This window comes from Mesorhizobium sp. M0062, from assembly GCF_040323125.1.
Classification (GTDB): domain Bacteria; phylum Pseudomonadota; class Alphaproteobacteria; order Rhizobiales; family Rhizobiaceae; genus Mesorhizobium.
In genome coordinates this window covers 51,530-72,931 of sequence record NZ_JAMYUO010000015.1, presented here as the reverse complement: position 1 = coordinate 72,931, position 21,402 = coordinate 51,530, and the positions used below count along the sequence as shown (strand labels likewise).

General features: G+C 62.9%; 20 protein-coding genes and 1 pseudogene. 5 read left to right on the top strand and 16 right to left on the bottom strand.

Annotation, left to right across the window (positions count from 1 at the left end):
• Positions 1-64: 64 nt before the first annotated feature.
• From ilvC to NKJ64_RS18725, 3 genes are all read right to left on the bottom strand, one after another.
• Positions 65-1,084 carry a ketol-acid reductoisomerase gene (ilvC, locus tag NKJ64_RS18735; RefSeq protein WP_023830148.1) on the bottom strand — a complete coding sequence of 340 codons (1,020 nt, stop codon included), beginning with the start codon at positions 1,082-1,084 and terminating at the stop codon, positions 65-67.
• A gap of 23 nt (positions 1,085-1,107) precedes the next feature.
• Entirely contained in the window at positions 1,108-1,773 is a 666-nt protein-coding gene (locus tag NKJ64_RS18730) for a TetR/AcrR family transcriptional regulator (RefSeq protein WP_245264573.1), read from the bottom strand.
• A 143-nt stretch (positions 1,774-1,916) separates the two neighbouring features.
• Positions 1,917-2,375 carry a MarR family winged helix-turn-helix transcriptional regulator gene (locus NKJ64_RS18725; RefSeq protein WP_023668376.1) on the bottom strand — a complete coding sequence of 153 codons (459 nt, stop codon included), beginning with the start codon at positions 2,373-2,375 and terminating at the stop codon, positions 1,917-1,919.
• A gap of 95 nt (positions 2,376-2,470) precedes the next feature.
• On the opposite strand from NKJ64_RS18725, the gene NKJ64_RS18720 reads away from it, so the two are divergent.
• The gene (locus NKJ64_RS18720) at positions 2,471-2,776 is read left to right on the top strand and encodes a Rieske (2Fe-2S) protein (protein ID WP_023668375.1); all 306 of its coding nucleotides are present in this window, start codon (positions 2,471-2,473) and stop codon (positions 2,774-2,776) included.
• Between the two features lies 1 nt (position 2,777).
• The gene (locus NKJ64_RS18715) at positions 2,778-3,518 is read left to right on the top strand and encodes a glutathione S-transferase family protein (protein ID WP_352463127.1); all 741 of its coding nucleotides are present in this window, start codon (positions 2,778-2,780) and stop codon (positions 3,516-3,518) included.
• Here the strand turns inward: NKJ64_RS18715 and NKJ64_RS18710 are convergent.
• Positions 3,475-4,716: pseudogene (locus NKJ64_RS18710) on the bottom strand (FAD-dependent oxidoreductase); the annotation flags it as partial. The gene NKJ64_RS18715 and the pseudogene NKJ64_RS18710 overlap by 44 nt on opposite strands.
• A gap of 75 nt (positions 4,717-4,791) precedes the next feature.
• Entirely contained in the window at positions 4,792-5,199 is a 408-nt protein-coding gene (locus NKJ64_RS18705) for a winged helix-turn-helix transcriptional regulator (protein WP_023690335.1), read from the bottom strand.
• A gap of 138 nt (positions 5,200-5,337) precedes the next feature.
• Here NKJ64_RS18705 and NKJ64_RS18700 point away from each other — a divergent pair, with 138 nt between their 5' ends.
• The gene (locus NKJ64_RS18700) at positions 5,338-6,228 is read left to right on the top strand and encodes an SDR family oxidoreductase (protein WP_023741658.1); all 891 of its coding nucleotides are present in this window, start codon (positions 5,338-5,340) and stop codon (positions 6,226-6,228) included.
• A gap of 50 nt (positions 6,229-6,278) precedes the next feature.
• Here NKJ64_RS18700 and NKJ64_RS18695 read toward each other — a convergent pair whose 3' ends face one another.
• The 4 genes from NKJ64_RS18695 to NKJ64_RS18680 form a co-directional block, all read right to left on the bottom strand.
• Positions 6,279-7,319: an SDR family oxidoreductase gene (locus tag NKJ64_RS18695; RefSeq protein WP_352463126.1), complete on the bottom strand. Its 1,041-nt coding sequence runs from the start codon at positions 7,317-7,319 to the stop codon at positions 6,279-6,281.
• A gap of 36 nt (positions 7,320-7,355) precedes the next feature.
• Positions 7,356-9,275: a potassium transporter Kup gene (locus NKJ64_RS18690; RefSeq protein ID WP_352463125.1), complete on the bottom strand. Its 1,920-nt coding sequence runs from the start codon at positions 9,273-9,275 to the stop codon at positions 7,356-7,358.
• Between the two features lie 141 nt (positions 9,276-9,416).
• On the bottom strand, positions 9,417-11,330 hold the full coding sequence (locus NKJ64_RS18685; RefSeq protein WP_023823130.1) for a potassium transporter Kup: 1,914 nt from the start codon (positions 11,328-11,330) through the stop codon (positions 9,417-9,419).
• Positions 11,331-11,407: 77 nt separating this feature from the next.
• The gene (locus NKJ64_RS18680) at positions 11,408-12,148 is read right to left on the bottom strand and encodes a pyridoxine 5'-phosphate synthase (RefSeq protein ID WP_352463124.1); all 741 of its coding nucleotides are present in this window, start codon (positions 12,146-12,148) and stop codon (positions 11,408-11,410) included.
• A 112-nt stretch (positions 12,149-12,260) separates the two neighbouring features.
• On the opposite strand from NKJ64_RS18680, the gene NKJ64_RS18675 reads away from it, so the two are divergent.
• Complete coding sequence (locus NKJ64_RS18675) at positions 12,261-12,680, top strand: SpoIIAA family protein (protein ID WP_023682069.1); 420 nt, start codon at positions 12,261-12,263, stop codon at positions 12,678-12,680.
• A gap of 20 nt (positions 12,681-12,700) precedes the next feature.
• Here the strand turns inward: NKJ64_RS18675 and NKJ64_RS18670 are convergent, their stop codons facing one another.
• On the bottom strand, positions 12,701-13,828 hold the full coding sequence (locus NKJ64_RS18670) for an ATP-dependent DNA helicase (protein WP_352463123.1): 1,128 nt from the start codon (positions 13,826-13,828) through the stop codon (positions 12,701-12,703).
• Between the two features lie 242 nt (positions 13,829-14,070).
• Here NKJ64_RS18670 and NKJ64_RS18665 point away from each other — a divergent pair, with 242 nt between their 5' ends.
• On the top strand, positions 14,071-14,373 hold the full coding sequence (locus NKJ64_RS18665) for a hypothetical protein (protein ID WP_023714736.1): 303 nt from the start codon (positions 14,071-14,073) through the stop codon (positions 14,371-14,373).
• Between the two features lie 41 nt (positions 14,374-14,414).
• Here NKJ64_RS18665 and NKJ64_RS18660 read toward each other — a convergent pair whose 3' ends face one another.
• From NKJ64_RS18660 to NKJ64_RS18635, 6 genes are all read right to left on the bottom strand, one after another.
• The gene (locus NKJ64_RS18660; protein ID WP_023744644.1) at positions 14,415-14,789 is read right to left on the bottom strand and encodes a nitrile hydratase accessory protein; all 375 of its coding nucleotides are present in this window, start codon (positions 14,787-14,789) and stop codon (positions 14,415-14,417) included.
• Positions 14,776-15,435 (bottom strand): nitrile hydratase subunit beta, encoded by a 660-nt coding sequence (gene nthB / locus NKJ64_RS18655; RefSeq protein ID WP_023744643.1) that lies wholly within the window; start codon positions 15,433-15,435, stop codon positions 14,776-14,778. Before nthB ends, NKJ64_RS18660 begins: the two co-directional genes overlap by 14 nt.
• Entirely contained in the window at positions 15,432-16,037 is a 606-nt protein-coding gene (gene nthA / locus NKJ64_RS18650; RefSeq protein ID WP_023744642.1) for a nitrile hydratase subunit alpha, read from the bottom strand. The genes nthB and nthA overlap by 4 nt, the downstream gene beginning before the upstream one ends.
• Before the next feature lie 64 nt (positions 16,038-16,101).
• Positions 16,102-19,263 carry an efflux RND transporter permease subunit gene (locus tag NKJ64_RS18645; RefSeq protein ID WP_352463122.1) on the bottom strand — a complete coding sequence of 1,054 codons (3,162 nt, stop codon included), beginning with the start codon at positions 19,261-19,263 and terminating at the stop codon, positions 16,102-16,104.
• A complete protein-coding gene (locus tag NKJ64_RS18640) occupies positions 19,260-20,549 on the bottom strand; it encodes an efflux RND transporter periplasmic adaptor subunit (RefSeq protein WP_023744640.1) in 1,290 nt (429 codons plus the stop codon). Before NKJ64_RS18640 ends, NKJ64_RS18645 begins: the two co-directional genes overlap by 4 nt.
• A gap of 225 nt (positions 20,550-20,774) precedes the next feature.
• A complete protein-coding gene (locus NKJ64_RS18635) occupies positions 20,775-21,371 on the bottom strand; it encodes a LysE family translocator (RefSeq protein WP_023735940.1) in 597 nt (198 codons plus the stop codon).
• Positions 21,372-21,402: the final 31 nt, after the last annotated feature.

The window sequence follows — 21,402 nt, the reverse complement described above, 5'->3', positions numbered from 1 at the left end:
CCGGCATGAAAGAGCCGGCGGATCGCTCCGCCGGCTCTTTGCTCCCAATCCCGACGACTGCGGGTTAGTTCTTGGCCTTGTCGACCAGCTTGTTCTTGGAAATCCAGGGCATCATGGCGCGCAGCTTGGCGCCGATTTCCTCGATCTGGTGGCTGTCATTGTTGCGGCGGATGCCCTTGAAGCGCGACATGCCGGCGCGGTATTCCTGCATCCACTCCGAGGTGAATTTTCCGGTCTGGATGTCCTTCAGCACGCGCTTCATCTCGGCCTTGGTCTCGGCGGTGATAATGCGCGGGCCAGAGACATATTCGCCCCATTCGGCCGTGTTCGAGATCGAGTAGTTCATGTTGGCGATGCCCCCTTCATAGATCAGGTCGACGATCAGCTTGACCTCGTGCAGGCACTCGAAATAGGCCATTTCGGGCGCATAGCCGGCTTCCACCAGCGTCTCGAAACCGGCGCGGATCAGTTCGACCAGGCCGCCGCAGAGCACGACCTGCTCGCCGAACAGATCGGTCTCGCATTCCTCGCGGAAATTGGTCTCGATGATGCCCGAACGGCCGCCGCCGACGCCGCAGGCGTAGGACAGAGCGAGATCGAGCGCGTTGCCGGAAGCATCCTGGTTGACGGCGACCAGGCAAGGCACGCCACCGCCCTTCTGGTATTCGCCGCGCACCGTGTGTCCGGGCCCTTTCGGCGCGATCATAACGACGTCGACGGTCGACTTCGGCTCGATCAGGCCGAAATGCACGTTGAGGCCATGCGCGAAGGCGATCGCGGCGCCGTCACGAATGTTCGGCGCGATTTCGTTTTTGTAGATGTCGGCCTGCAATTCGTCAGGCGTCGCCATCATCATCAAATCGGCCCATTTGGCAGCGTCCGCCACGCTCATCACCTTGAGCCCGTCGGCCTCGACCTTCTTGGCCGTCGCCGATCCCGCCTTGAGGCCGATGGCGATTTCCTTGGCGCCCGAATCCTTGAGGTTGAGCGCATGCGCCCGGCCTTGGCTGCCATAGCCGATGATGGCGACCTTCTTGCCCTTGATCAGATTGAGATCGGCGTCGCGATCGTAATAGACACGCATCTTTTGCTTCCTTCCCGTAGAGATTAGAGGCCTTGCGGCCCGGTTTTTGCTCCATAAAGAGCGAGAAACTGCTGCGTTGCCCGGACGGCATCGCCGCCGATCGCCGCTTCAGTCAATTCCAGCCTGTCGCCGAGCAGGAGACGGATCTGCACGTCGCGGGCGACCAGCCCGAAAAAGGTCCGGAACGCCATTTCGGCATCCGTAAAGTCGAGCAGCCCGGCCTGCTTGCCGGCAAGCAGCACCGGCTTCAGCCGTCTGGCCAGCGCGAAACGGCCATTCTCCAGCACGATGGCGCCGAGATCGTCCTTTCCGGATCCGGCATGGCCGACCGCGACGCGGTTCAGCGCGATCGAGGTATCGCTCGAAATCACCTTCAGCCAGTCCGAGGCGAAGCCTTCCAGGCTTGCCGTCAGCGAGGCAAGATCGAGCCGCTCACCGTCGACCGGCACCACGCGCACTTTCGATGCCTGCCACTGCACGGTCGCCGTCAGCAGTCCGTCGCGGTCGCCGAACCATTTGTAGAGCGTTTCCTTCGAGCAGCTGGCGCGGCGCGCCACCGCCGTCATGGTCAGATTGTCGCCCTCCTCGACCAGCAGCCGCAAAGCCGCGTCCAAGACGGCCTTTTGCCGCTCTGTCAGCACTTCGCTGGTATCGATCTCGGCCCTTGCCTGCAACAATTTCCTGCCCATTCGATGAGGTCGCCGGGTCGCCTCAAACGGCGTACCGTACGTTACGGTTCGGCATATTGCGCAATCCTATGCTCGACGCAAGGGGTCAGGTAGAAAAATCGTCGACGTGAGAGCCGCCGAGCAAACCACGAGATTCTGACGGATCAATCATCGGCGGGCGGATGGCGCAGCTCTCCAAGCAGGCTCGCCAGTATCTTCAGCTCCTCCGCGGAGAGTTTTGCGCCGACCAATTCCGCAATCGACCGTCCATAGACAGCCCACATCCGTCGCCGCGTCTGACGGCCCTTGGCCGAGATGCGGATGGTCTGGCCGCGGCCGTCATCGGCAGCCCTGAGCTTCTCGACCAGTCCGTCTGCCTCGAGGCGCGCCAGAAGCCGCGAGATGTTATACTGCGCAAACAGTGTGCGCTCAGTCAGCTGGAATGGCCGCAGCCCGCCCTCACCCGCCTCGGCGAGTTCATGCAGCACGTCATACCAGTCGAGCGGCGGCAAGCCGCTAGTCTTCAAAGCCTCTTCCGCCTTTTCGATGAGCTGGCGCGAAACCCGCATCAGGCGGGCCCAGGCCTTGACGGCTTCGGGCGAAGGCGTGGTTGTTTTGGTCATGACCCATCCTAGGCGGTAGATGCAGTTGCATCAAGCTTGACGGTCAATGCACTTGCATCTATATGCATGCAACTGCATCGATCCGGGAAAGATCCATGAAACACGAAATTTGCAAAGTCGCCGACGTCCCACAGACGGGCAGCCTGATCGCACCGTTCTTCGGCCGCGAGGTCCATGTCTGGCGCAGCGGCGAGCGTGTCCGTGCCGCCGCCAATGTCTGCCTGCATTTCGGCGGGCCGCTCGACTGCAAGGACGGCAAGCTGGTCTGCCAATGGCACGGTGCCGCCTTCGATATGGAAAGCGGCGATCGGCTTGAAGGTCCGGCGCCAAAAGCGTCGCGACTGATGTTCCTGTCGACGCGCGTAGAGGACGGCGCGTTGAACTATGTCTGGGGAGAGTGACATGCCTGAGAAGAATGAAATGACTGGCAAGCTCATTCTGGTCAGCCATCATCTGTGCCCCTATGTCCAGCGCGCCGCGATCTCGCTGACTGAGAAGGGCGTGCCGTTCGAACGCGTCACCATCGACCTCGCCAACAAGCCGGACTGGTTCAAGGCGATCTCGCCGCTGGGCAAGGTGCCGCTGCTGATCGTCCAGGCAAATGGCGAGGAGACGGTGATCTTCGAATCCGCCGTCATTCTCGAATTCCTCGAGGAGACGCAAGCCAATCCTCTGCATCCGGCCGACGCCTACGCCCGTGCCCGGCATCGCGCCTGGATCGAGTTCGGCTCGGCGACATTGAACACCATCGGCCGGTTCTACTCGGCTTCGACGGAGGCCGCCTTCCTGGCAGAGTCCACGGCACTTTCGGCCATGTTCGATCGTCTGGAGGACGAACTGGCCGACCAGGCCGGACCGTGGTTCAGCGGCCAGCGCTTTTGCCTCGTCGATGCCGTCTACGGCCCGGTCTTCCGCTATCTCGACGCCTTCGACCGGATCGGCAATTTCGGCATTCTGGACGGCAAGCCATTGGTCCAGGCCTGGCGCAAGGCGTTGAGCGAACGCGCCTCGATCAAGGGTGCCGTGGCGCCGGACTATCCGCAGCGGCTGCGTCTATTCCTGCGTGCGAGAAATTCGTTTCTCTCGACCCTGATCCCGCCCGATGATCTGGCCAGTGCACCTCCTCTAGCCCGATCCGCCTGAACGGATCGATCAGCGTGCCGGCCACCATCGAGGCAAGCACGCTTGGCACTGGCGGGATTTTGGCGATGGTTGCCACCAGCCTGTCGCGGAAGAAGGGCAGCATCGTGCCGTCCGACTGGTAGAACGGCGTCAGCGCCAGCGACAGCAGCTGGAAGATCCAAACATGCCATCGCCGCGCCCGGGCGTAGCTTTCCAGCGCTGCCTCGACGTTGCCCGTTTGTGCCAAGGCATGGCTGAGTGCTGCCGCGTCGAGCAGCGCCATGTTGGCGCCTTGCCCGAGCTGCGGGCTGGTCGAATGCGCGGCATCGCCGATCACGGCCAGCCTGCGGCCAGCCGGCAGCTTCATCGTGTGGTGGCCGTAGCGCGCCAGCGACAGCTGGTCGAAGCTGTCGATCTGGCTGGTGAACGCCTCGCACTGCGGCCACAGCGAGACCAGTCTCGCCTTCCATGCGTCGAGCCCTGCCGCGCGCACGTTTTCGGCATCCGCCGGCTTCAGGCTCCAGAAGAACGCCGCCATCTTTTCCCCGCCCGGTTCCGGTCGGCCGATCGGCAGGACGCCGATCATCACGCTGGCCTTGTCGTAGCGCTGCAGCAGCGCATTTTCGTCGAAGCCTTGGCGCCAGCCGAGCGAGGCCCAGAACGCGCCGTAAGTGAGCTGCCGCGGCTGGGCCGGATCGTTGAGGCACCGGCGCAGCTTCGAACGCGAGCCGCTGGCGTCGACCACGAGGTCGAACGGCCCTGCCCTGCGGCCCCCCACCGTTCGGCTCTTGTCGAAGATCAGGATCGCCCGCTCACCGACGTCCAGCGTCTCGATCTCGACACCGGTTTCGATGGCGATGCCTTGGCGCTGCGCGGCGCGAAACAACATGTTGAACAACGCCGCCCGGTGCACCGCCAGCCCGAAACGGCCGCCAGGCTGCGCATCGTAGCGCACGGCGAGCACGGTGCGGCCGCTCGAGGCATCGGCGCCATGCAGACGCTCGATGCGGCTCCCCAGCGCCAGAATGTCGTCGAGCAGGCCGAGATCGGCGAGCACGCTCAGCCCGGTCGGCTGCAGGATCAGTCCGGAACCGACGGGCTTGGGTTCCTCGAAACGTTCGAAGATGGTGACGTTGTGGCCCGCGCGCTTGAGATAGAGCGCGGTGGCGAGCCCCGCCGGGCCGGCGCCCGCAATCGCGATGTCGAGAGATTTTTCCATTGCCCGCCCAACTACTGGCCGGACAATCCTTCAGCGCCATTGTCAAATCAAGCCTTTGCTGCATGGACCAAAATATCAGCCACCGGCGTCGAAGGCAGCGCGCGCCTTGCGCACCGCACCATGGTTGAGTTCGGCCCACAGGATCAATTGATGCAAGGCGCCGAACATCGAACGGCCGAGATCGGTCAGGCTGTATTCGACGCTTGGCGGCTTGGTCGGGAACACTTCGCGATGAACAAAGCCGTCGCGCTGCAGATCGTGGAGCGTCTGGGTGAGCATGCGCTGCGAGATGTCGGGCACCAGGCGCCGCAACTCGCCGAAACGATAGGGCTGCTCGGCGAGCGCCGCCATCAGCAGCGAACTCCATTTGCCGTTCACGCCCTGCATCACGTCGCGAACCGGGCAATCGGCAATGTTTGCGCCATCGCTGGTGGCTTTGAATATATTGAGCTTGGTTCTCAGATTGACGACCTTGCCGTCCATGGCTGCTGGTTCCCTGGCGGTGCCTACCTCCCTAAAAACTGCCTTCTTTACGGTGGCCGGTCAATTCTTATTTTAGCGCTGGTCTCTTTTTGAGACTGTCAGAAGCACCCGCCACCCGGCGCAATTTCAGGATCCCCCATGACCGCAACCCTTCTCGTCACCGGCGCTTCCGGCCAGCTTGGCCGCGGCGTCATCAACCACCTGCTGGACACATTAAAGGTCCCCGCAAACCGCATCATCGCCACCACCCGTACACCCGCCAACCTTGCCGATCTGGCGGCGCGCGGCGTCGTCGTCAGAGCCGCTGACTTCAACGACCCGCAATCGCTTGCCGAGGCCTTCGCGGGAGCCGACCGGGCACTCGTCATCTCGACCAACGAACTTGAGGTACAGGGGAAGCGGCGCGAGCAGCAGCTTGCGGCGGTGACCGCGGCCAAACAGGCTGGCGTCGGCCACCTGCTGTACACCTCGATGCCCAACCCCGAGCCTGGTTCGCCGGTTGTTTTCGCGCCCGACCACTACGACACCGAACAGGCGATCAAGGCGAGCGGCATCCCCTACACGATCTTCCGCAATGGCTGGTATAACGAGAACCTGTTCATGGCGTTGCCGCAGGTTCTGGCATCGGGTCAGTGGTACACCTCCGCCGGCGACGGCGCCATTTCCTACGGCACGCGCGACGATTTCGCGGCGGCGATCGCAGCGGGGCTCGCCTCGGACAGCAGCGAAAGCGCGACTTACACGCTGACCGGCCCCAGTGCGTATACGGCTGCCGAAGTGGCGGCGTTGGTCACCGAAGTCACCAGCAAGCCGATCCAGGTCATCCAGCTTTCCGACGAAGCCCTGACCGAGGGAATGAAGTCGGCCGGCCTGCCTGAACCCTTCGCAAAGGTGCTGGTGTCGTTCGACGCTGCCGCCCGCGCAGGTGACCTCGGCATGGTGACCGACGCGGTCGAAAAACTCTCCGGCCGAAAGTCGGTGCCGCTGAAGCAGTTTCTGGAGACGAACAAGGCTGCACTGGCCGGCTGAAAGCTGCCGTTGCGGGACGCCGAGCCCTTACGATTCGGCCTCCCGCACAATTACTTACGTCGCTTGACCAGTCCCAGCCGGATCAGGCTTTCGCCCGTGGCAATCAAAGCATCTTCGCGCGAGCGTGGCGCCCAGCCGAGCACGCGCACCGCCTTGGCGTTGGTGGCGTTCTTGATCTTGCCCAGTTCCGTTGCGAGCTGTGCCGCTTCCGGATTAAACAGCCCGATGATGCGCACCAGCCAATCGGGAAACTCCCGCGTCGAGACGCGCGACGCCGCCGGCCCGAGCCGCGTCTTCAGGGTCTGCGCGATCTCGCGCACCGTCATGAAATCGCCGGCGACAGCGAGGAACCGTTCGCCCTTGGCGGCGGGGTGGGTCATGGCGCGAACATGCAGATCCGCCACGTCGCGCGCGTCGACGACGCCGAAGGACAGGCGCGGCAGCCCAGGCACGGCGCCGTTCAGCATGCGCTGGACAAATTCGGTCGAGGTCGAATGGTCCGCGCCGAGCACCGGTCCAAAGATGCCAACGGGATTGACGACCGCAAGCTCCAGCGCGCCGCCCTGCTCGGCGATGAAATCCCAGGCCGCGCGCTCGGCGAGCGTCTTGGACTTCACATAGGCGCTGACCTTGCCTGCCGGATCGGTCCAGTTTTCCTCGTTGAAAGGCTGCCCATCCGCGCGCATCTTGCCATAGCCGACGGCCGCGAAGGATGAGGTGAGCACGACGCGCCTGACCCCGGCATCCCGCGCCGCCCGCAGCACGCGCAACACGCCCTCGCGCGCCGGAAGGATCAGGTCATCCTCATGCGTGGGCACGCCGGGCGGAAAAGGCGATGCGACATGCAGCACGTAATCGCAGCCGGCCACCGCCGCCGGCCAGCCTGCGTCGGCCATCAGATCGGCATGGGCGAATGAAAGGGCGTCACCGGGCTCCGTGCCACCTGCCTTGAGCATGGCGAGCACATCGGCTTCGCGCCTGGCCGATCGCACGGAGGTGCGGACGCGGTAGCCGGCCTTCAACAGTTCGAGGATGCAGTGAGCGCCGAGGAAGCCGGACCCGCCAGTGACCAGCACCAATTCGCCGCTCATATTAGCCTCCTCGACGATTTATCCCTTCGAGACCCCTCAGATCGCCACCTGCGTGCCGATCTCGACCACACGTCCGGTCGGGATCTGGAAATACTCCGTCGCATCGGCCGCCGAGCGGGCGAGCCCGATGAACAGCTTGTCCTGCCACACCGGCATGCCGGAATTGGGCGATGCCTTGAGCGAGCGCCGCGACAGGAAGAACGACGTCGTCATGATGTCGAACTTCCAGCCCTGCTTGCGGCAGATCGCCAGCGCGCGCGGAATGTTGGGCTGCTCCATATAGCCGAAGGTCAGCGTCACCCGCATGAACAACTCGTTGGCTGTCTCCATCTTGACCCGCTCGCTGTCGGGCACCAGCGGTTGCGGTGCGGTGACCACCGACAGAATGACGTTCTGCTCGTGCAGCACCTTGTAGTGCTTCAGGCTGTGCATCAGCGCTGTCGGCGCGCTTTGCGGATCGCTGGTCAGGAACACGGCGGTGCCGGACACCAGCTGCGGCTTCTTCTTCAGCAGATTGCCGGCGAGGAAATCGAGCGGGATTTCGTTGCGCCGGGTCTTGTCGAACAGATAGCGGCTGCCGCGCACCCAGGTCCACATCGCCAGAACGATGGTGAAGGCCACCGCAAGCGACGCCCAGCCGCCCTCGAACACCTTCACGATGTTGGAGGCGAAGAAGCCGATGTCGATGAAGCCGAACAGCGCCGTCATGGCGACGGCCACCCACAGCCGCCATTTCCAGATGCGGGTCATGACGACGAACAGCAGCACCGTCGTCACCAACATGTTGCCGGTCACCGAGATGCCATAGGCGGAGGCGAGCTTGCTCGATTCGCCGAAACCGACGACCAGCAACATCACCGCCAACGCCAGCAAAACATTGACGCGCGGCATGTAGATCTGGCCCGACTGCCGTTCCGACGTGTGCAGGATTTCGAGGCGCGGCAGCATATTGAGCTGCACCGCCTGCCTGGTCAGCGAGAAGGCGCCCGATATGACCGCCTGGCTGGCGATGACCGTCGCCGCGGTTGCCAATACCACCATCGGGATCAGCGTCCAGCCTTCGTTCATCTCGAAGAATGGATGGCCGACGTGACCGTTCTTCGCCAGCACGAAAGCGCCCTGCCCGGCATAGTTTAGCAGCAGGCAGGGAAACACGATGGCCAGCCAGGCGAGCACGATGGGCTTGCGGCCGAAATGGCCGAGATCGGCATAAAGCGCTTCGGCACCGGTGACGGCGAGGAAGATGGCGCCGATGGTGACGAAGGCGACATCGGGCGAATTGATCAGGAAGGCGACGATGTAGTGCGGGCTGACCGCCCACAGGATTTCGGGATCGGCGATGATGTGGTTCAAGCCCGAAAGACCGATAGCCAGGAACCAGACCGCCGTGATCGGGCCAAAGATCAGCGCCACACCGCCGGTGCCGAAGCGCTGCACCGAAAACAGGATCGCCAGGATGACCAGCGTCAGCGGCACGACGTAGGGCTGGAAGGTCGGGGTAACGACATTCATGCCTTCAACCGCCGAAAGCACCGAGATTGCCGGCGTGATGACGGCGTCACCGAAGAACAATGACGCGCCGACAACACCGATGGCCAGGATGATCGCCGAGCGGGTCGGGAAACTCCCGCGCGCCAGCGCCATCAGCGACAGCACGCCGCCCTCGCCTCGGTTGTCGGCTCTGAGCACGAACATGATGTATTTGATGGTGACGATAATCGTCAACGACCAGATGATCAGCGACAGCACGCCCAGAATATCGCCGCGCTCGGCGATTTCGCCGCCGGAGGACGCAACAAGCGCTTCCCGGAAGGCGTAGATCGGGCTGGTGCCGATGTCGCCATAGACCACACCGAGCGCGCCCAGCATCAGAACTTTGGTGCTGTGCTGTTCGATTTCGGGATGGCTCGATTGTTCGACGGGTTCTGCCTCAATACCAGCATTGGTAAGGGCCATGGACGACACTCCGATAAGCGCGCGGTGCTCTACGCTTGCTGCGATGCAATATCAAGTGCCGTGACGGTAGGGCTACCATGTTCCCAACGCAGGGCTTGCCCCGCAATGACCGGTGCGTGGCGTCAAAGGCTGCCGGAAACCTCAGATCGCCACCTGCGTGCCGATCTCGACCACACGTCCGGTCGGGATCTGGAAATACTCCGTCGCATCGGCCGCCGAGCGGGCGAGCCCGATGAACAGCTTGTCCTGCCACACCGGCATGCCGGAATTGGGCGATGCCTTGAGCGAGCGCCGCGACAGGAAGAACGACGTCGTCATAATGTCGAACTTCCAGCCCTGCTTGCGGCAGATTGCCAGCGCGCGCGGAATGTTGGGCTGTTCCATGTAGCCGAAGGTCAGCGTCACCCGCATGAACAACTCGTTGACTGTCTCCATCTTGACCCGCTCGCTGTCGGGCACCAGCGGCTGCGGTGCGGTGACCACCGACAGAATGACGTTCTGCTCGTGCAGCACCTTGTAGTGCTTCAGGCTGTGCATCAGCGCTGTCGGCGCGCTTTGCGGATCGCTGGTCAGGAACACGGCGGTGCCGGACACCAGCTGCGGCTTCTTCTTCAGCAGATTGCCGGCGAGGAAATCGAGCGGGATTTCGTTGCGCCGGGTCTTGTCGAAGAGATAGCGGCTGCCGCGTATCCAGGTGGTCATGATCAGCCCCATGAGGCAGGCAACGGATATTGACACCCATCCGCCTTCCACGATCTTGACGACATTCGCCAGGAAGAAACCCATGTCGATGGTGCCGAACAGCAGCGCCAATGCCAGGGCGAGCCCAAGCTGCCATTTCCACAAATTGCGCATGACAACGAACAGCAGAATGGTTGTCATCAGCATCTCGCCGGTCACCGAAATTCCGTAAGCGGAAGCCAGCGAACTCGAGCTGCCGAAGCCGACAACCAGCAGCATCACTCCCAGGGCGATGAGCAGGTTGACGCGCGGCATATAAATCTGGCCGCTCTGCATTTCGGACGTGTGCTGCACCTCGATGCGGGGCAGCAGGTTGAGTTGCACTGCCTGACGTGCCAGCGAAAAAGCACCCGAGATCACCGCCTGACTGGCGATCACGGTGGCGGCCGTTGCCAAGCCGACCATTGGCATCAGCGCCCAATCCGGCAACATCTCGAAGAATGGATTGGTCGGCCTGCCGCCATTCGCCAATACAAAGGCGCCCTGGCCGAAGTAGTTGAGCAGCAGGCAAGGAAACACCACGGAAAACCACGCGAGCACGATCGGCTTGCGCCCGAAATGTCCAAGGTCGACATAAAGCGCCTCGGCCCCCGTTACCGCCAGGAACACTGCACCAACGGTCACGAAAGCGGCGGTCGGCGTGCCGGCTAAGTAGGCGATTGCATAATACGGGTTGATAGCCAACAGCACCGAAGGATCATCCATCAGGTGGTAGAGCCCGGAAACGCCGATGGCCAGGAACCATAGCGCCGTCACCGGCCCGAATACTGCCGCCACCTTCCCCGTGCCGAAGCGCTGCACGGAGAACAGAAATGCCAGGATGACCAAGGTGATCGGAACGACATAGGCCTCCAGCGTCGGTGTCACCACTTCCAGGCCCTCAACTGCCGACAGCACGGAAATGGCCGGAGTTATGATAGCGTCTCCGAAAAAAAGCGACGCCCCGCAAAGTCCGATGCCGAGGATAAGCTTGGCGCCTTTTGGATAGGCGCTGCGCGCCAGCGCCATCAGGGACAGCGTGCCGCCCTCGCCCTTGTTGTCGGCGCGAAGCACGAAAGCGACGTATTTTATGGTGACGATAATCGTCAGCGCCCAGACGATCAGCGACAGCACGCCCAGGACATCTATGCGCGTGTCGGTACCAGGCGAAGCGTGAAGCGCCTCGCGGAAGGCATAGATCGGGCTGGTGCCGATATCGCCATAGACGACGCCAAGCGCGCCCAGCATCAGAACTTTGGTGCTGTGCTGTTCAGTGTGGGAGTGGTTCGGTTGTTCGACGGGTTCAGCCTCGCTACCGATGCTGGAAAGAGCCATCGACTACTCCCCGATCATCGTGCGGTGCGCCTTGCTTGCTGTCATGCGATATCACCTTCGACACGAGCCTTCCACCGCTACCAACCGCAAGCCTTCAGAAACCGCCCCACCGTGCCGGCCATGCCATACTCCAACGCATCGGCTGTCAACCCGTGTCCGATAGACACTTCGGCCAATGCCGGAATGCGCTTTGCCAATGCCGGAAGGTTGTTCACCACCAGATCGTGCCCGGCATTGACCTGGAGCCCGGCGGCGAGTGCGGCATCCGCGGTTTTTCCCAATCTTTCCAGCTGCTTCCGCGCCTTGGCGGAATCGGAATGGTAGCTGCCGTAGGGCCCGGTATAGAGCTCGATGCGGTCAGCGCCGGTATCGCGCGCGGCATTGACGCCGGTGGGATCCGGATCGGAAAACAGCGACACGCGGAAGCCCCCTTTTTTCAGACGCTTGACGATCGGGTTAAGGAACGCCGCCTCGGCGGCAAAGTTCCAGCCATGGTCCGATGTCGCCTGCGCCGGATCGTCGGGCACCAGCGTCACCTGCTCCGGCTGGTGCCTTTCCACAAGCGCCAGAAAATCCTCGGTCGGGTAGCCCTCGATGTTGAATTCCGCCATGGGAAACTCGTCGTCGATCAGCGCCCGGATGTCGGGCAGGTCGGAATGCCTGGTGTGGCGCTCGTCGGGCCGCGGATGAACCGTCAGCCCGTGCGCGCCGGCCGCCAGCGCCAGGCGGCCGAGCCCGGTGACGCTCGGCCACGGCAGGTCGCGGCGGTTGCGCAGCATGGCGATGGCGTTGAGATTGACCGAGAGTTTCGCGGGCATGGCGTGAGGTCCGGCTGTTTGTGCAGCGCATCTATACTGCCTTTGATGGGAACAGACAGGGGCTTTCGGGTGTTCCAGTGATGACATCTGCTCGCAAGGGGGAACCCAGCCAATGAATTTTCTCCAATCCGTGCCCGCGATCCGCCGCCTCGAAACCGACCGTGAGGACCTTTTCGCCATCGACGTCGTCGGCCATGTCTCTGCCGCCGACGGCGAAAATCTGTTTGGATTGCTGGAAGCTGCCTACGCGCTGCACCCGAGGATCGATGTCTTGGTGCGGCTGGTCGATCATGAGGGCGTCGACTGGATCGATATGGACGACGAGACGCTGAAACAGGGCACGGTGCACGCCCTAGAGCATATCGCCCGGTGCGCGACGATCGGTGAGCCCGACTGGATAGCGGATGCGCGGAACTTCCTTCCGGCTTCGCCACCCATCGAGTTCAGGCACTTCGCGGCCGAGGATGAAGCGGATGCCTGGCAATGGCTGGGTGCGACGCCACTCAGCCCTGCTGCGCCGGCTGCTACCTGACGCCGGCTATCTAACGCCAGCTATCTAACAATCGTCAGCCGCTCTGCCGCCCGCGTTATGGCAGTATAGAGCCAGCGCTGGCGGGTTTCCTTGAACGCCCAGCTCTCGTCGAACAGCACGACATCGTTCCACTGCGAACCCTGCGCCTTGTGCACGGTCAGCGCGTAGCCATAGTCGAAATCGTCAAAGCGCTTCTTCTGCTGCCAGGGGATATCGGCGTCCGGATCCTCGAAAGCCGACTTGAGCAGCTTGATCTTGGCGACGCCGCGGTCGGGATCGTCCTCCTCGGGCGAGACCAGAAGGTTGATGCCCGGCTTCACCGTTTCGCGCGACGAGGTCATTACCTTCCACAGCGAACCGTTGAGCAGGCCCTTGGCGGGGTCGTTGCGCAGGCAGACCAGCTTGTCTCCGGCCTGCGGATAATCGGCATTGAAACCCTTCAGCTCGCGCAGGCGCTGATTGTAGCGGCGGCGTGTGCGGTTGGTGCCGACCAACACCTGGTCCGCCTTCAGCACCAGCTCCTGGGTGACGTCCTCCTTGCCGATGACCTGCGCGCTGCCGTAGTCGCCGCGCATGAACTCGCGGCCCTCGCGCACGTCGAGCGCCAGCTGGATGATCGGATTGTCGCGCGCCTGGCGGTGGATTTCGGTCAAGAGCACATCCGGCTCATGCTCGGTGAAAAAGCCGCCGCCCGAGATCGGCGGCAGCTGCGCCGGATCGCCAAGCACCAGGATCGGCGTGCCAAAACTCAGAAGGTCGCGGCCAAGCTGCTCGTCGACCATCGAGCATTCGTCGATGACCACCAGCTTCGCCCGTGAAATAGGGCTTTGCCGGTTGAGCGAGAAGGTCGGCGACATCGAGGTCTTGCCGGTCACCTCGTCGGCGACCGATTCCTCGCCCTTGGGCCGGTAGATCAGCGAATGGATAGTGCGTGCATTGACCGCGCCCTTGGAGCGCAGAACCTGCGCCGCCTTGCCGGTGAAGGCGGCGAACTGCACCTGCCCGTCGACATGCTCGGCAAAATAGCGCGCCAGCGTGGTCTTGCCGGTGCCGGCATAGCCGAACAGCCGGAAGACCTGCGGCCGGCCCTCCTTGAGCCAGCGCGCGACCGCTTTCAGAGCCTCGTCCTGTTGGGGAGAGAATTCCATCGATTCGACAGACCGGATTCGCGAGAGAAAGACAAGCTTGGTGCCAACCACCGCTTAAAACGATGGGATTGCCTCACCTTCAACGGGACAAACTAGCAGGCGCAAATGCGAACGTAAAGTGAACATGCAAGCGGATAACGAACGATTTGAATTCAGGCATTTGAACCTAGATCGGGCAATGCCACTATCACGGACATGATCGAGATGCAGATCGGCGCAGACACCTATAAGCGAGGATATTGATGAGGTCGTTCGCAGACAGGCTGATCGGAAAGTCGATAAAGAAGATCGAAATCGGCGAACCTGGTTATGGCATCGTTGTCTCCTTGTCAGATGACGCAGGGTTCGCGATATATACCGAGGTCACGGCCTGTCTGAGTGACGAAAATGCCAGAACCATAGAACGTGTTACCATCAGCGACGAGCAAGTGATCCTCCACTTGGCTGACAACGACTTCGTCGCCATTTCCAAAAACCGTGGCCGCTTCGCCGTCGTTGAGGCGTTTGTCTATGGGGACGACGAAGGCATGGTCGTCGAAAATTAGTTGCATCGGCCGCCAGATTTCAAACACCAACCACAGGCGGACTATATGTTCGCGCCGCCGCCGCTACCTCTGGTCGGCCCGGGATCGTTCTCCAACAAAATCGGCTTGCCGTGCGGGGTTGCATGCGCGGCGCGTTCCCAGGCGGCGGCGAGCGTGTCGACGTCACTTTTTCCCGCGACGCCCTTGGCCGCCAGCAGCGTCTCCAGCGCAGCCAGCCAATGCTCGTAATAATCGTGGCCGTCGCTTGCGGCGCCCGGCTTCTTCACTTGCGCCGACAGCGCATCGGCCCATTCGGCCCAGGAAAACAGGCCCTTGTCGTGCAGCGCCACCGTCATGGCGAAGGCTTCGGCCTGCCAGGGTTCGGCGAATACCGGTTCGTCCAGACCCGCCGGCAATGCACCTTCAGGCCGGCTCAAGATAGCTCTCCCAAGCGTCGATGGAGACGGTAAGCGTCGGGTCGGCGCCCTCGCCCCAGATTTCCGAGCCATCGAAGACCACGGTATAGACCCATTGCGGGTTTTCACCGTTTCCATGCGCGTTGCTGTCGGGGAACACAAAACCGTCACGCACGGCCTCGATCACTCCGTGCTTGCCGCGCGCATAACGCGGCAGCCTCGTGTGGGCGGTGGGATTGAAATTCCTTGTCCGCACCGGGTCGCCGGCCTTGAAGCGCGGCGCTGTCTCGACCGGCCGGTCGCAGGGACTGCCCTTGGCCAGCACCGCCGGAACGTTTTCGGCCTTCAACACCCTTTTGGGCGTCGCCGCCGGATCGACCGCCCGACCTTCCGTCAGATCGCGCTCGCTGACGAAGCCATGGCGCTTCAGCAGCACCTCGAGCGCTTTGATCCATATCTGGTAGTAGCTTGAGGAATAATAGACGGCCGGATGCAGCGATTCCCTGGCGTGCCGGCTCTCGTCGATGTTCCACGCGCCCATGGCGCCGGCAGTCAGCGTCACGCCGAGCGCCCGCCTCTCCCAATCCGCATGAAAATACGGTTCGTCCTTTTCGGGCGCGACCGGCCCGAAACCCATCTGCCCACCGAGATCCTGCGGCCCGTTCATGCCGGTTCTCTCGCCACCGCCGTGCCGATCATCGCATCGCGGCTCACCAGTTCGGCGAGCTGGTCCTCACTCCAGCCTTCGGTACCGTCAGGCCGCATCGGCACCACGAGATAGCGCAGTTCGGCAGTCGAATCCCAGACGCGGATGTTTTTCTCCGCCGGCAAGGTCAGCCCGAACTCCTCCAGCACGCCGCGCGGATCGATCACGGCGCGCGAGCGATAGGGCGGCGCCTTGTACCAGACCGGCGGCAGGCCGAGCACCGACCACGGATAGCAGGAGCACAGCGTGCAGACGACGAGGTTGTGCGTCTCGTCCGTGTTGAACACCGCCTGCATGTGCTCGCCCTGGCGGCCGGTGTAGCCCAGCGAGGTGATCGCCGCAGTCGCGTCGCGCTTCAGCCACTCGGCAAAGGCCGGATCGCTCCAGGCTTTCGCCACCACCCTGGCGCCGTTGCGCGGTCCGATCTTGGTCTCATAGGTGTCGACGATGACGTCGATTGCGGCCGGATCGATCAGGCCTTTTTCGGTGAGGATGGTCTCCAGCGCGCGCACGCGCGCCGCAAACGGGTCGAGTTCGTTGTCGTGGTCATGATCATGGGACATGACCTCAGATTAGGATCGGCGGCACGCGGCCGCAAGCATGACAGCTTGGGCCACGGGCTATCGCCTATTCGGCGGCGGCCCTTTGCGGCTCGAGCCGATCCTCGGGAGCGAACAGCGAGGCCTGCTCGCCGCTCTCGACCGCATGCAGCTCCGGCCTGTTCTTTTTCGAAGAGAAGAAGCTCACCAGCCAGCCGGAGAAATTCTCGAAATAGACATAGATGACAGGGGTGACGAACAGCGTCAGCGCCTGCGACGCCAGGAGACCGCCAACCACCGCGACACCGAGCGGCTGGCGCAGCTCAGCACTGGCGCCGGTGCCGAGCGCGATCGGGAACGTGCCCATCAGCGCCGCCAACGTCGTCATCATGATCGGCCTGAAACGCATCAGGCACGCCTTGTGTATGGACTCCTTGGCCGACATGCCTTCTCGTCGCAGCTCCAGCGCGACGTCGACCATCATGATGCCGTTCTTCTTGACGATGCCGATCAACATCAGGATGCCGATCACCGCGATCACCGACAGGTCCATGCCGGCAAAGCGCAGCGCGACCACGGCGCCCAGCACCGCCGAAGGCAGGCCGGTCAGAATGGTCAGCGGATGGATAAAGCTCTCATAGAGGATGCCGAGTACGATATAGATGGTCAGAATGGCGCCGCCGATCAGCAGGCCCTGATTGGCCAGCGAATCCTGGAAGGTCTTGGCGGTGCCGGCAAAGCTGGTCGAAATCGCCGGCGGCATGCCGATCTGCTCCTTCAGCGCGGCGATGCGGGCCGTGCTGTCGCCCAGCGCCACGCCTTGCGGCAGGTTGTAGGAGATGGTCACCGCGGGCAGCTGGCCGAGCTGGTTGACCGTCAGCGCGCCGGCGGTGCGGTCGACGCGGGCAAAGGCGCCGAGCGGCACCAGGCTGCCGCTTGCCGTCCTGACCTGGATGGCCAGCATGCGCTCGGGCGACCATTCGATGTTGGGATCGAGCTCCATGATGACTTCGTAGCTGTCGGCCGAGCCAAAGATCGTCGAGACCTGCTCCGTGCCGAAGCCGCCATAGAGACTGGAGCGCAGCGTGTCGGTGTCGATGCCGAGCGACGCCGCCTTGTCGCGATCGACCACCAGCGTCGCCTGCAATGAATTGTTCTGCAGATCGCTGGTGACGTCGGTGAAATTCGCATGATCGGCCGCCATCGCATCGTTGAGCTTTTGCGCCCATGTGTCGGTCAGGCCGGTATCGAGGCCCTGAACGACGAGCTGGTAGGCGCTGGCGGAAGAACGCGCGCCAAGCCGCAGGTTCTGCACCGGCTGCATATAGGCATCGATCCCCGGCACAGTGGCCAGTTGCCGCCGCAGATCCGACAGCACCTTGTCGATGTCGGGGCGCTGGCTCTTGTCCTTCAGCTGCACATAGAGCTGGCCCTGGTTCAGCGCATTGTTGCCGCCGCCGGCTGACCAGGCGACATGCGAGACATAGGGCGAATGCGAGAAGACACTTGCCGCCTGGTTCTGCAGCTTGACCATGGCGTCGTAGGAGATGTCCTGCCTGGCGATCGTCGTAACCGAGATCTGGCCGATATCCTCTTGCGGGAAAAAGCCTTTCGGCGAGACCTCGATCAGCCAGACCGACCCTGCCGCCGTGCCGGCGAAGACGAAGAACACCAGAAAAGTGTGGCGCAGGCAGAAGGTCAAAAGCCGGTCATAGCCGCGGGTGACGATATCCTGCTTGTGGCCGGGGGCATGCTTGTCGCGATCGGCCTTGGTCACCGACAGCAAGCGCGAACACAGCATTGGCGTCAGTGTCAGCGACACGAACATCGAAGCCAGGATGGCGACCGTCACCACGACGGCGAATTCGTTGAAGATGCGGCCGATGACGCCGCCCATTAGAAGCACGGGGATGAACACCGCCACCAGCGAGATCGAGATCGAGATGATGGTGAAGCCGATTTCGCGCGCGCCCTTCAGCGAGGCATCGAAGGCCGAGAGACCGTCCTCCTCCATGTGGCGAAAGATGTTTTCCAGCATGACGATGGCGTCGTCGACGACGAGGCCGACTGCGAGCGTCAGGCCCATCAGCGAGATGTTGTCGATGGAAAAGCCGAACAGGAACATGGCGCCGAGCGTCGCGATCAACGAGATCGGCACCGCCACGGCCGGAATGATGGTTGCAGTCACCCGGCGCAGGAAGACGAAGATCACCATCACCACCAAAGCGATGGTCAGAAGCAGCGTGAACTGGACGTCGTCGACGGCCTGGCGGATCGAGGTCGAACGGTCGTTGAGCAGCTTGATGTCGGCGGCGGCCGGCATTTGGTCCTTGAACGACGGCAGCATCGCCTTGACCTTGTCGACGACGTCGACCGTGTTGGCGTCGGGCTGGCGCTGCACCGCCAGGATGATGGCGCGCGTGCCGTCATACCAGCTTGCAGTCGTCGTGGTCTCGACCGAGTCGATGACGCGCGTCACCTCGCCCAGCCGCACCGGATGGCCGTTCTTGGTGGCGATGATGAGGTTGGAGAACCCGGCGGCATCGGTGAGCTGCGTATTGGCCGTGATGGTCAGCTGCTGCTTGTCGTTCTGCAAGACGCCGAGCGGCGTGTTGGAGTTGGCCGACGCGATCGCCGTCTGCAGCTGATCGATCGAAATGCCGCGCGCGGCAAGTGCGGTCGGATCGATCTGCACGCGCACCGCATATTTCTGCTGGCCGAAGATCGACACCTGCGCCACGCCGTCGATGGTCGACAGCGAGGGCGAGATGACATTTTCGGCGAAGGCGTCGAGGTCGGTGAGCGGAACCGTGTCGCTGACCAGCGACATCAGAAGGATCGGCGCGTCGGCCGGATTGACCTTGCGATAACTCGGCGGCGACGTCATCTCCGGCGGCAACTGCCGCTGCGTGCGCGCGATCGCCGCCTGCACATCGGCGGCCGCCGCGTCGATATCCCGGTTGAGCACGAACTGGATGGCAATGGACGTGCGTCCCAGCGAATTGCTGGTTGAGATCGAATCGATGCCGGCAATGGTGGCGAACTGCTTGATCAGCGGCGTCGCCACCGATGTCGCCATGGTTTCGGGTGACGCGCCGGCCAGGTTGGCCGAGACGTTGACGACCGGGAATTCGGCGCTCGGCAGCGCCGCCACCGGCAGGAACTTGTAGGCAAACAGCCCGCCCAGCACGAGGGCGAACGACATCAGCAGCGTCGCGACAGGCCTTCTTATGCAGAATTCGGAAATCATTGGGCAGCCGCCTTGCCGGCCTCGGCGACCTTGGGAGCAGCTTGATCACCGCCGGCCGCCTTGCCTTCGTGAATGGCGGCGCCGTCCTTCAGCCTGGTCTGGCCCTCGACCACCACCTTCTCGCCTGATTTGACGCCCTCGCTGATGGCGCTGTTTTCGCCTTCGGTCAGCGCCACCTGCACCGGTCGCATCTCGACCGTGTTGTCGGGCTTGACGACATAGACGAACGGTCCCTTTTGGCTGGGCTGCACGGCAACGGTCGGGATGGATGTCATCTGCGGCATGATGCCAGCGTCGAGCACGACATTCACATATTGGCCGGGCCACAGTGAAAGATCGGCGTTGGGAATGCTCGCCCGTGTCGCGATCGTACCGGACGCGGTGTCGACGCTGGAATCGACGAAGTCGAGCGTGCCCTTGCCGATCGGCATCGGATCGCCATCCTTGGTCAGCGTCACCGCGCCTTGCTGCGGGTTGGCCAGCGCCTTGTGCAGCAGCGCCAGGTTGCTCTCCGGCAGGTTGAAGTTGACTTGCAGCGGATCCATCTCGGTGATCGTCACCAGCGGCGTGGCCGTGCTCGAGTTGCCGTTGCTCAAGGTAACCAGGTCACCGACCGAAACGTTGACCGCGCCCAGCCGGCCGGCAATCGGCGCCTTGATGCTGGCAAAGCCGAGCTGGACATTGTCGGCGTCGATCGTCGCCTTGTCGGCATCGACCGTCGCCGCCGCAGCCTTTTGCGCCGCCACCGCCTGATCGTAAGTCTGCTGCGTGCCGGCCTGCTTGGCGACGAGATCCTTGGCGCGCTGAAGGTCGGAGCCCGAACTGGTTAGCAGCGCCTGGTCCTTGGCGAGCGTCGCCTGATCCTTGGCAAGCTGCGCCTTGAGCGCCCTGTCGTCGAGCGAGAACAGCAGGTCGCCCGCCTTCACCATCTGGCCGTCCTTGACGTCGATCGATACGATCTGGCTGGACACGCGGGCGTTGATGTTGACCACGGCCGGCGAAGACACGAAGCCGATGGCGTAACGGCGGATCGGAAAATCGGCCATTGTCGCGGTGGCCGAGACGATCGAGGCCGAACGGGCGGCATTACCGCCGGCGCCGGATTTGCCCCCAGCCTTGTCGGCCGAAGCCTTGTCCGATCCAGCCGGCTTGTCCGTTGCTGCCGCCTGCCTGGCGCCCGGCAGCATCTGCCGCAGACTGCTCATTGCCGCCGGCGAAAAATAGACCCATGCCGCGGCGACACAGGCCGCTGCCACCACCACCGCCAGAACGACTTTTCCGCGCATCGACTGAAAGCCCTATGATCCGACACGCCGAACCCGGTGGTCTCATTCTACCCAATCACGGCGTCTTGCCGCGATCTCGCCGAAGTAGATAGGACGCACATTTGTCGGAAAAGGGCCAAAACACGGCATTACGAAGATTTAATGTGCACTGCACAATGACTATGCAGCCGGCTCAGCAGTCGGAAAACCAGCCAGGATGCGGTTGAGATCTCAGGCGGGATGCGTCTACTTCAGCATCGGCCAGAGCGTCGCCCCCAAGAGCACACCCATGGCGATGTTGAACCATTTCAGCCTCACCGGATCCGACAGGAACCCGCGCAGCGCCGTGCCGAAACCGGCCCACACCGAGACGCTCGGCAGGTTGACGACGGTGAAGGCGATCGCGATCAGCGCCACCGACAGGAACGGGTGGTCCGGATTGGAGTAGACGGCCATGGCGGTGATCGCCATCACCCAGGCTTTCGCATTGACCCACTGGAATGCGGCTGCCTCGATGAAGCGCATCGGCCGTGCCTCCGTCTCCCCCTTGCTGGACAGCGAGCGCGACATGGCGATCTTCCAGGCGAGATAGAGCAGATAGGCAGCGCCGGCGATCTTCAATCCGGTGTGCAAGGCCGGAAACGCCGTCAGCACCGCGCCCAGGCCGAAGCCGACGGCAAGCAACAGCACCAGGAAACCCATGCTGATGCCCAGCATATGCGGAATGGTTCTGACGAGGCCGAAATTCACGCCCGACGCCAAGAGCATGAGGTTGTTCGGCCCCGGCGTGATCGAGGTCACGAAGGCGTAGACCAAAAGGGCAAGGAAAGCGTCGAGGGTCATGACGGCTCACAAAGGTCAGCAATGCTGACTT

Bases quoted from the DNA above. Each gene is read 5' to 3' on its own strand.
- ilvC (WP_023830148.1), bottom strand. From the start codon at position 1,084: ATGCGTGTCTATTACGATCGCGACGCCGATCTCAATCTGATCAAGGGC.
- NKJ64_RS18730 (WP_245264573.1), bottom strand. From the start codon at position 1,773: ATGGGCAGGAAATTGTTGCAGGCAAGGGCCGAGATCGATACCAGCGAA.
- NKJ64_RS18725 (WP_023668376.1), bottom strand. From the start codon at position 2,375: ATGACCAAAACAACCACGCCTTCGCCCGAAGCCGTCAAGGCCTGGGCC.
- NKJ64_RS18720 (WP_023668375.1), top strand. From the start codon at position 2,471: ATGAAACACGAAATTTGCAAAGTCGCCGACGTCCCACAGACGGGCAGC.
- NKJ64_RS18715 (WP_352463127.1), top strand. From the start codon at position 2,778: ATGCCTGAGAAGAATGAAATGACTGGCAAGCTCATTCTGGTCAGCCAT.
- NKJ64_RS18705 (WP_023690335.1), bottom strand. From the start codon at position 5,199: ATGGACGGCAAGGTCGTCAATCTGAGAACCAAGCTCAATATATTCAAA.
- NKJ64_RS18700 (WP_023741658.1), top strand. From the start codon at position 5,338: ATGACCGCAACCCTTCTCGTCACCGGCGCTTCCGGCCAGCTTGGCCGC.
- NKJ64_RS18695 (WP_352463126.1), bottom strand. From the start codon at position 7,319: ATGAGCGGCGAATTGGTGCTGGTCACTGGCGGGTCCGGCTTCCTCGGC.
- NKJ64_RS18690 (WP_352463125.1), bottom strand. From the start codon at position 9,275: ATGGCCCTTACCAATGCTGGTATTGAGGCAGAACCCGTCGAACAATCG.
- NKJ64_RS18685 (WP_023823130.1), bottom strand. From the start codon at position 11,330: ATGGCTCTTTCCAGCATCGGTAGCGAGGCTGAACCCGTCGAACAACCG.
- NKJ64_RS18680 (WP_352463124.1), bottom strand. From the start codon at position 12,148: ATGCCCGCGAAACTCTCGGTCAATCTCAACGCCATCGCCATGCTGCGC.
- NKJ64_RS18675 (WP_023682069.1), top strand. From the start codon at position 12,261: ATGAATTTTCTCCAATCCGTGCCCGCGATCCGCCGCCTCGAAACCGAC.
- NKJ64_RS18670 (WP_352463123.1), bottom strand. From the start codon at position 13,828: ATGGAATTCTCTCCCCAACAGGACGAGGCTCTGAAAGCGGTCGCGCGC.
- NKJ64_RS18665 (WP_023714736.1), top strand. From the start codon at position 14,071: ATGAGGTCGTTCGCAGACAGGCTGATCGGAAAGTCGATAAAGAAGATC.
- nthB (WP_023744643.1), bottom strand. From the start codon at position 15,435: ATGAACGGGCCGCAGGATCTCGGTGGGCAGATGGGTTTCGGGCCGGTC.
- nthA (WP_023744642.1), bottom strand. From the start codon at position 16,037: ATGTCCCATGATCATGACCACGACAACGAACTCGACCCGTTTGCGGCG.
- NKJ64_RS18645 (WP_352463122.1), bottom strand. From the start codon at position 19,263: ATGATTTCCGAATTCTGCATAAGAAGGCCTGTCGCGACGCTGCTGATG.
- NKJ64_RS18640 (WP_023744640.1), bottom strand. From the start codon at position 20,549: ATGCGCGGAAAAGTCGTTCTGGCGGTGGTGGTGGCAGCGGCCTGTGTC.
- NKJ64_RS18635 (WP_023735940.1), bottom strand. From the start codon at position 21,371: ATGACCCTCGACGCTTTCCTTGCCCTTTTGGTCTACGCCTTCGTGACC.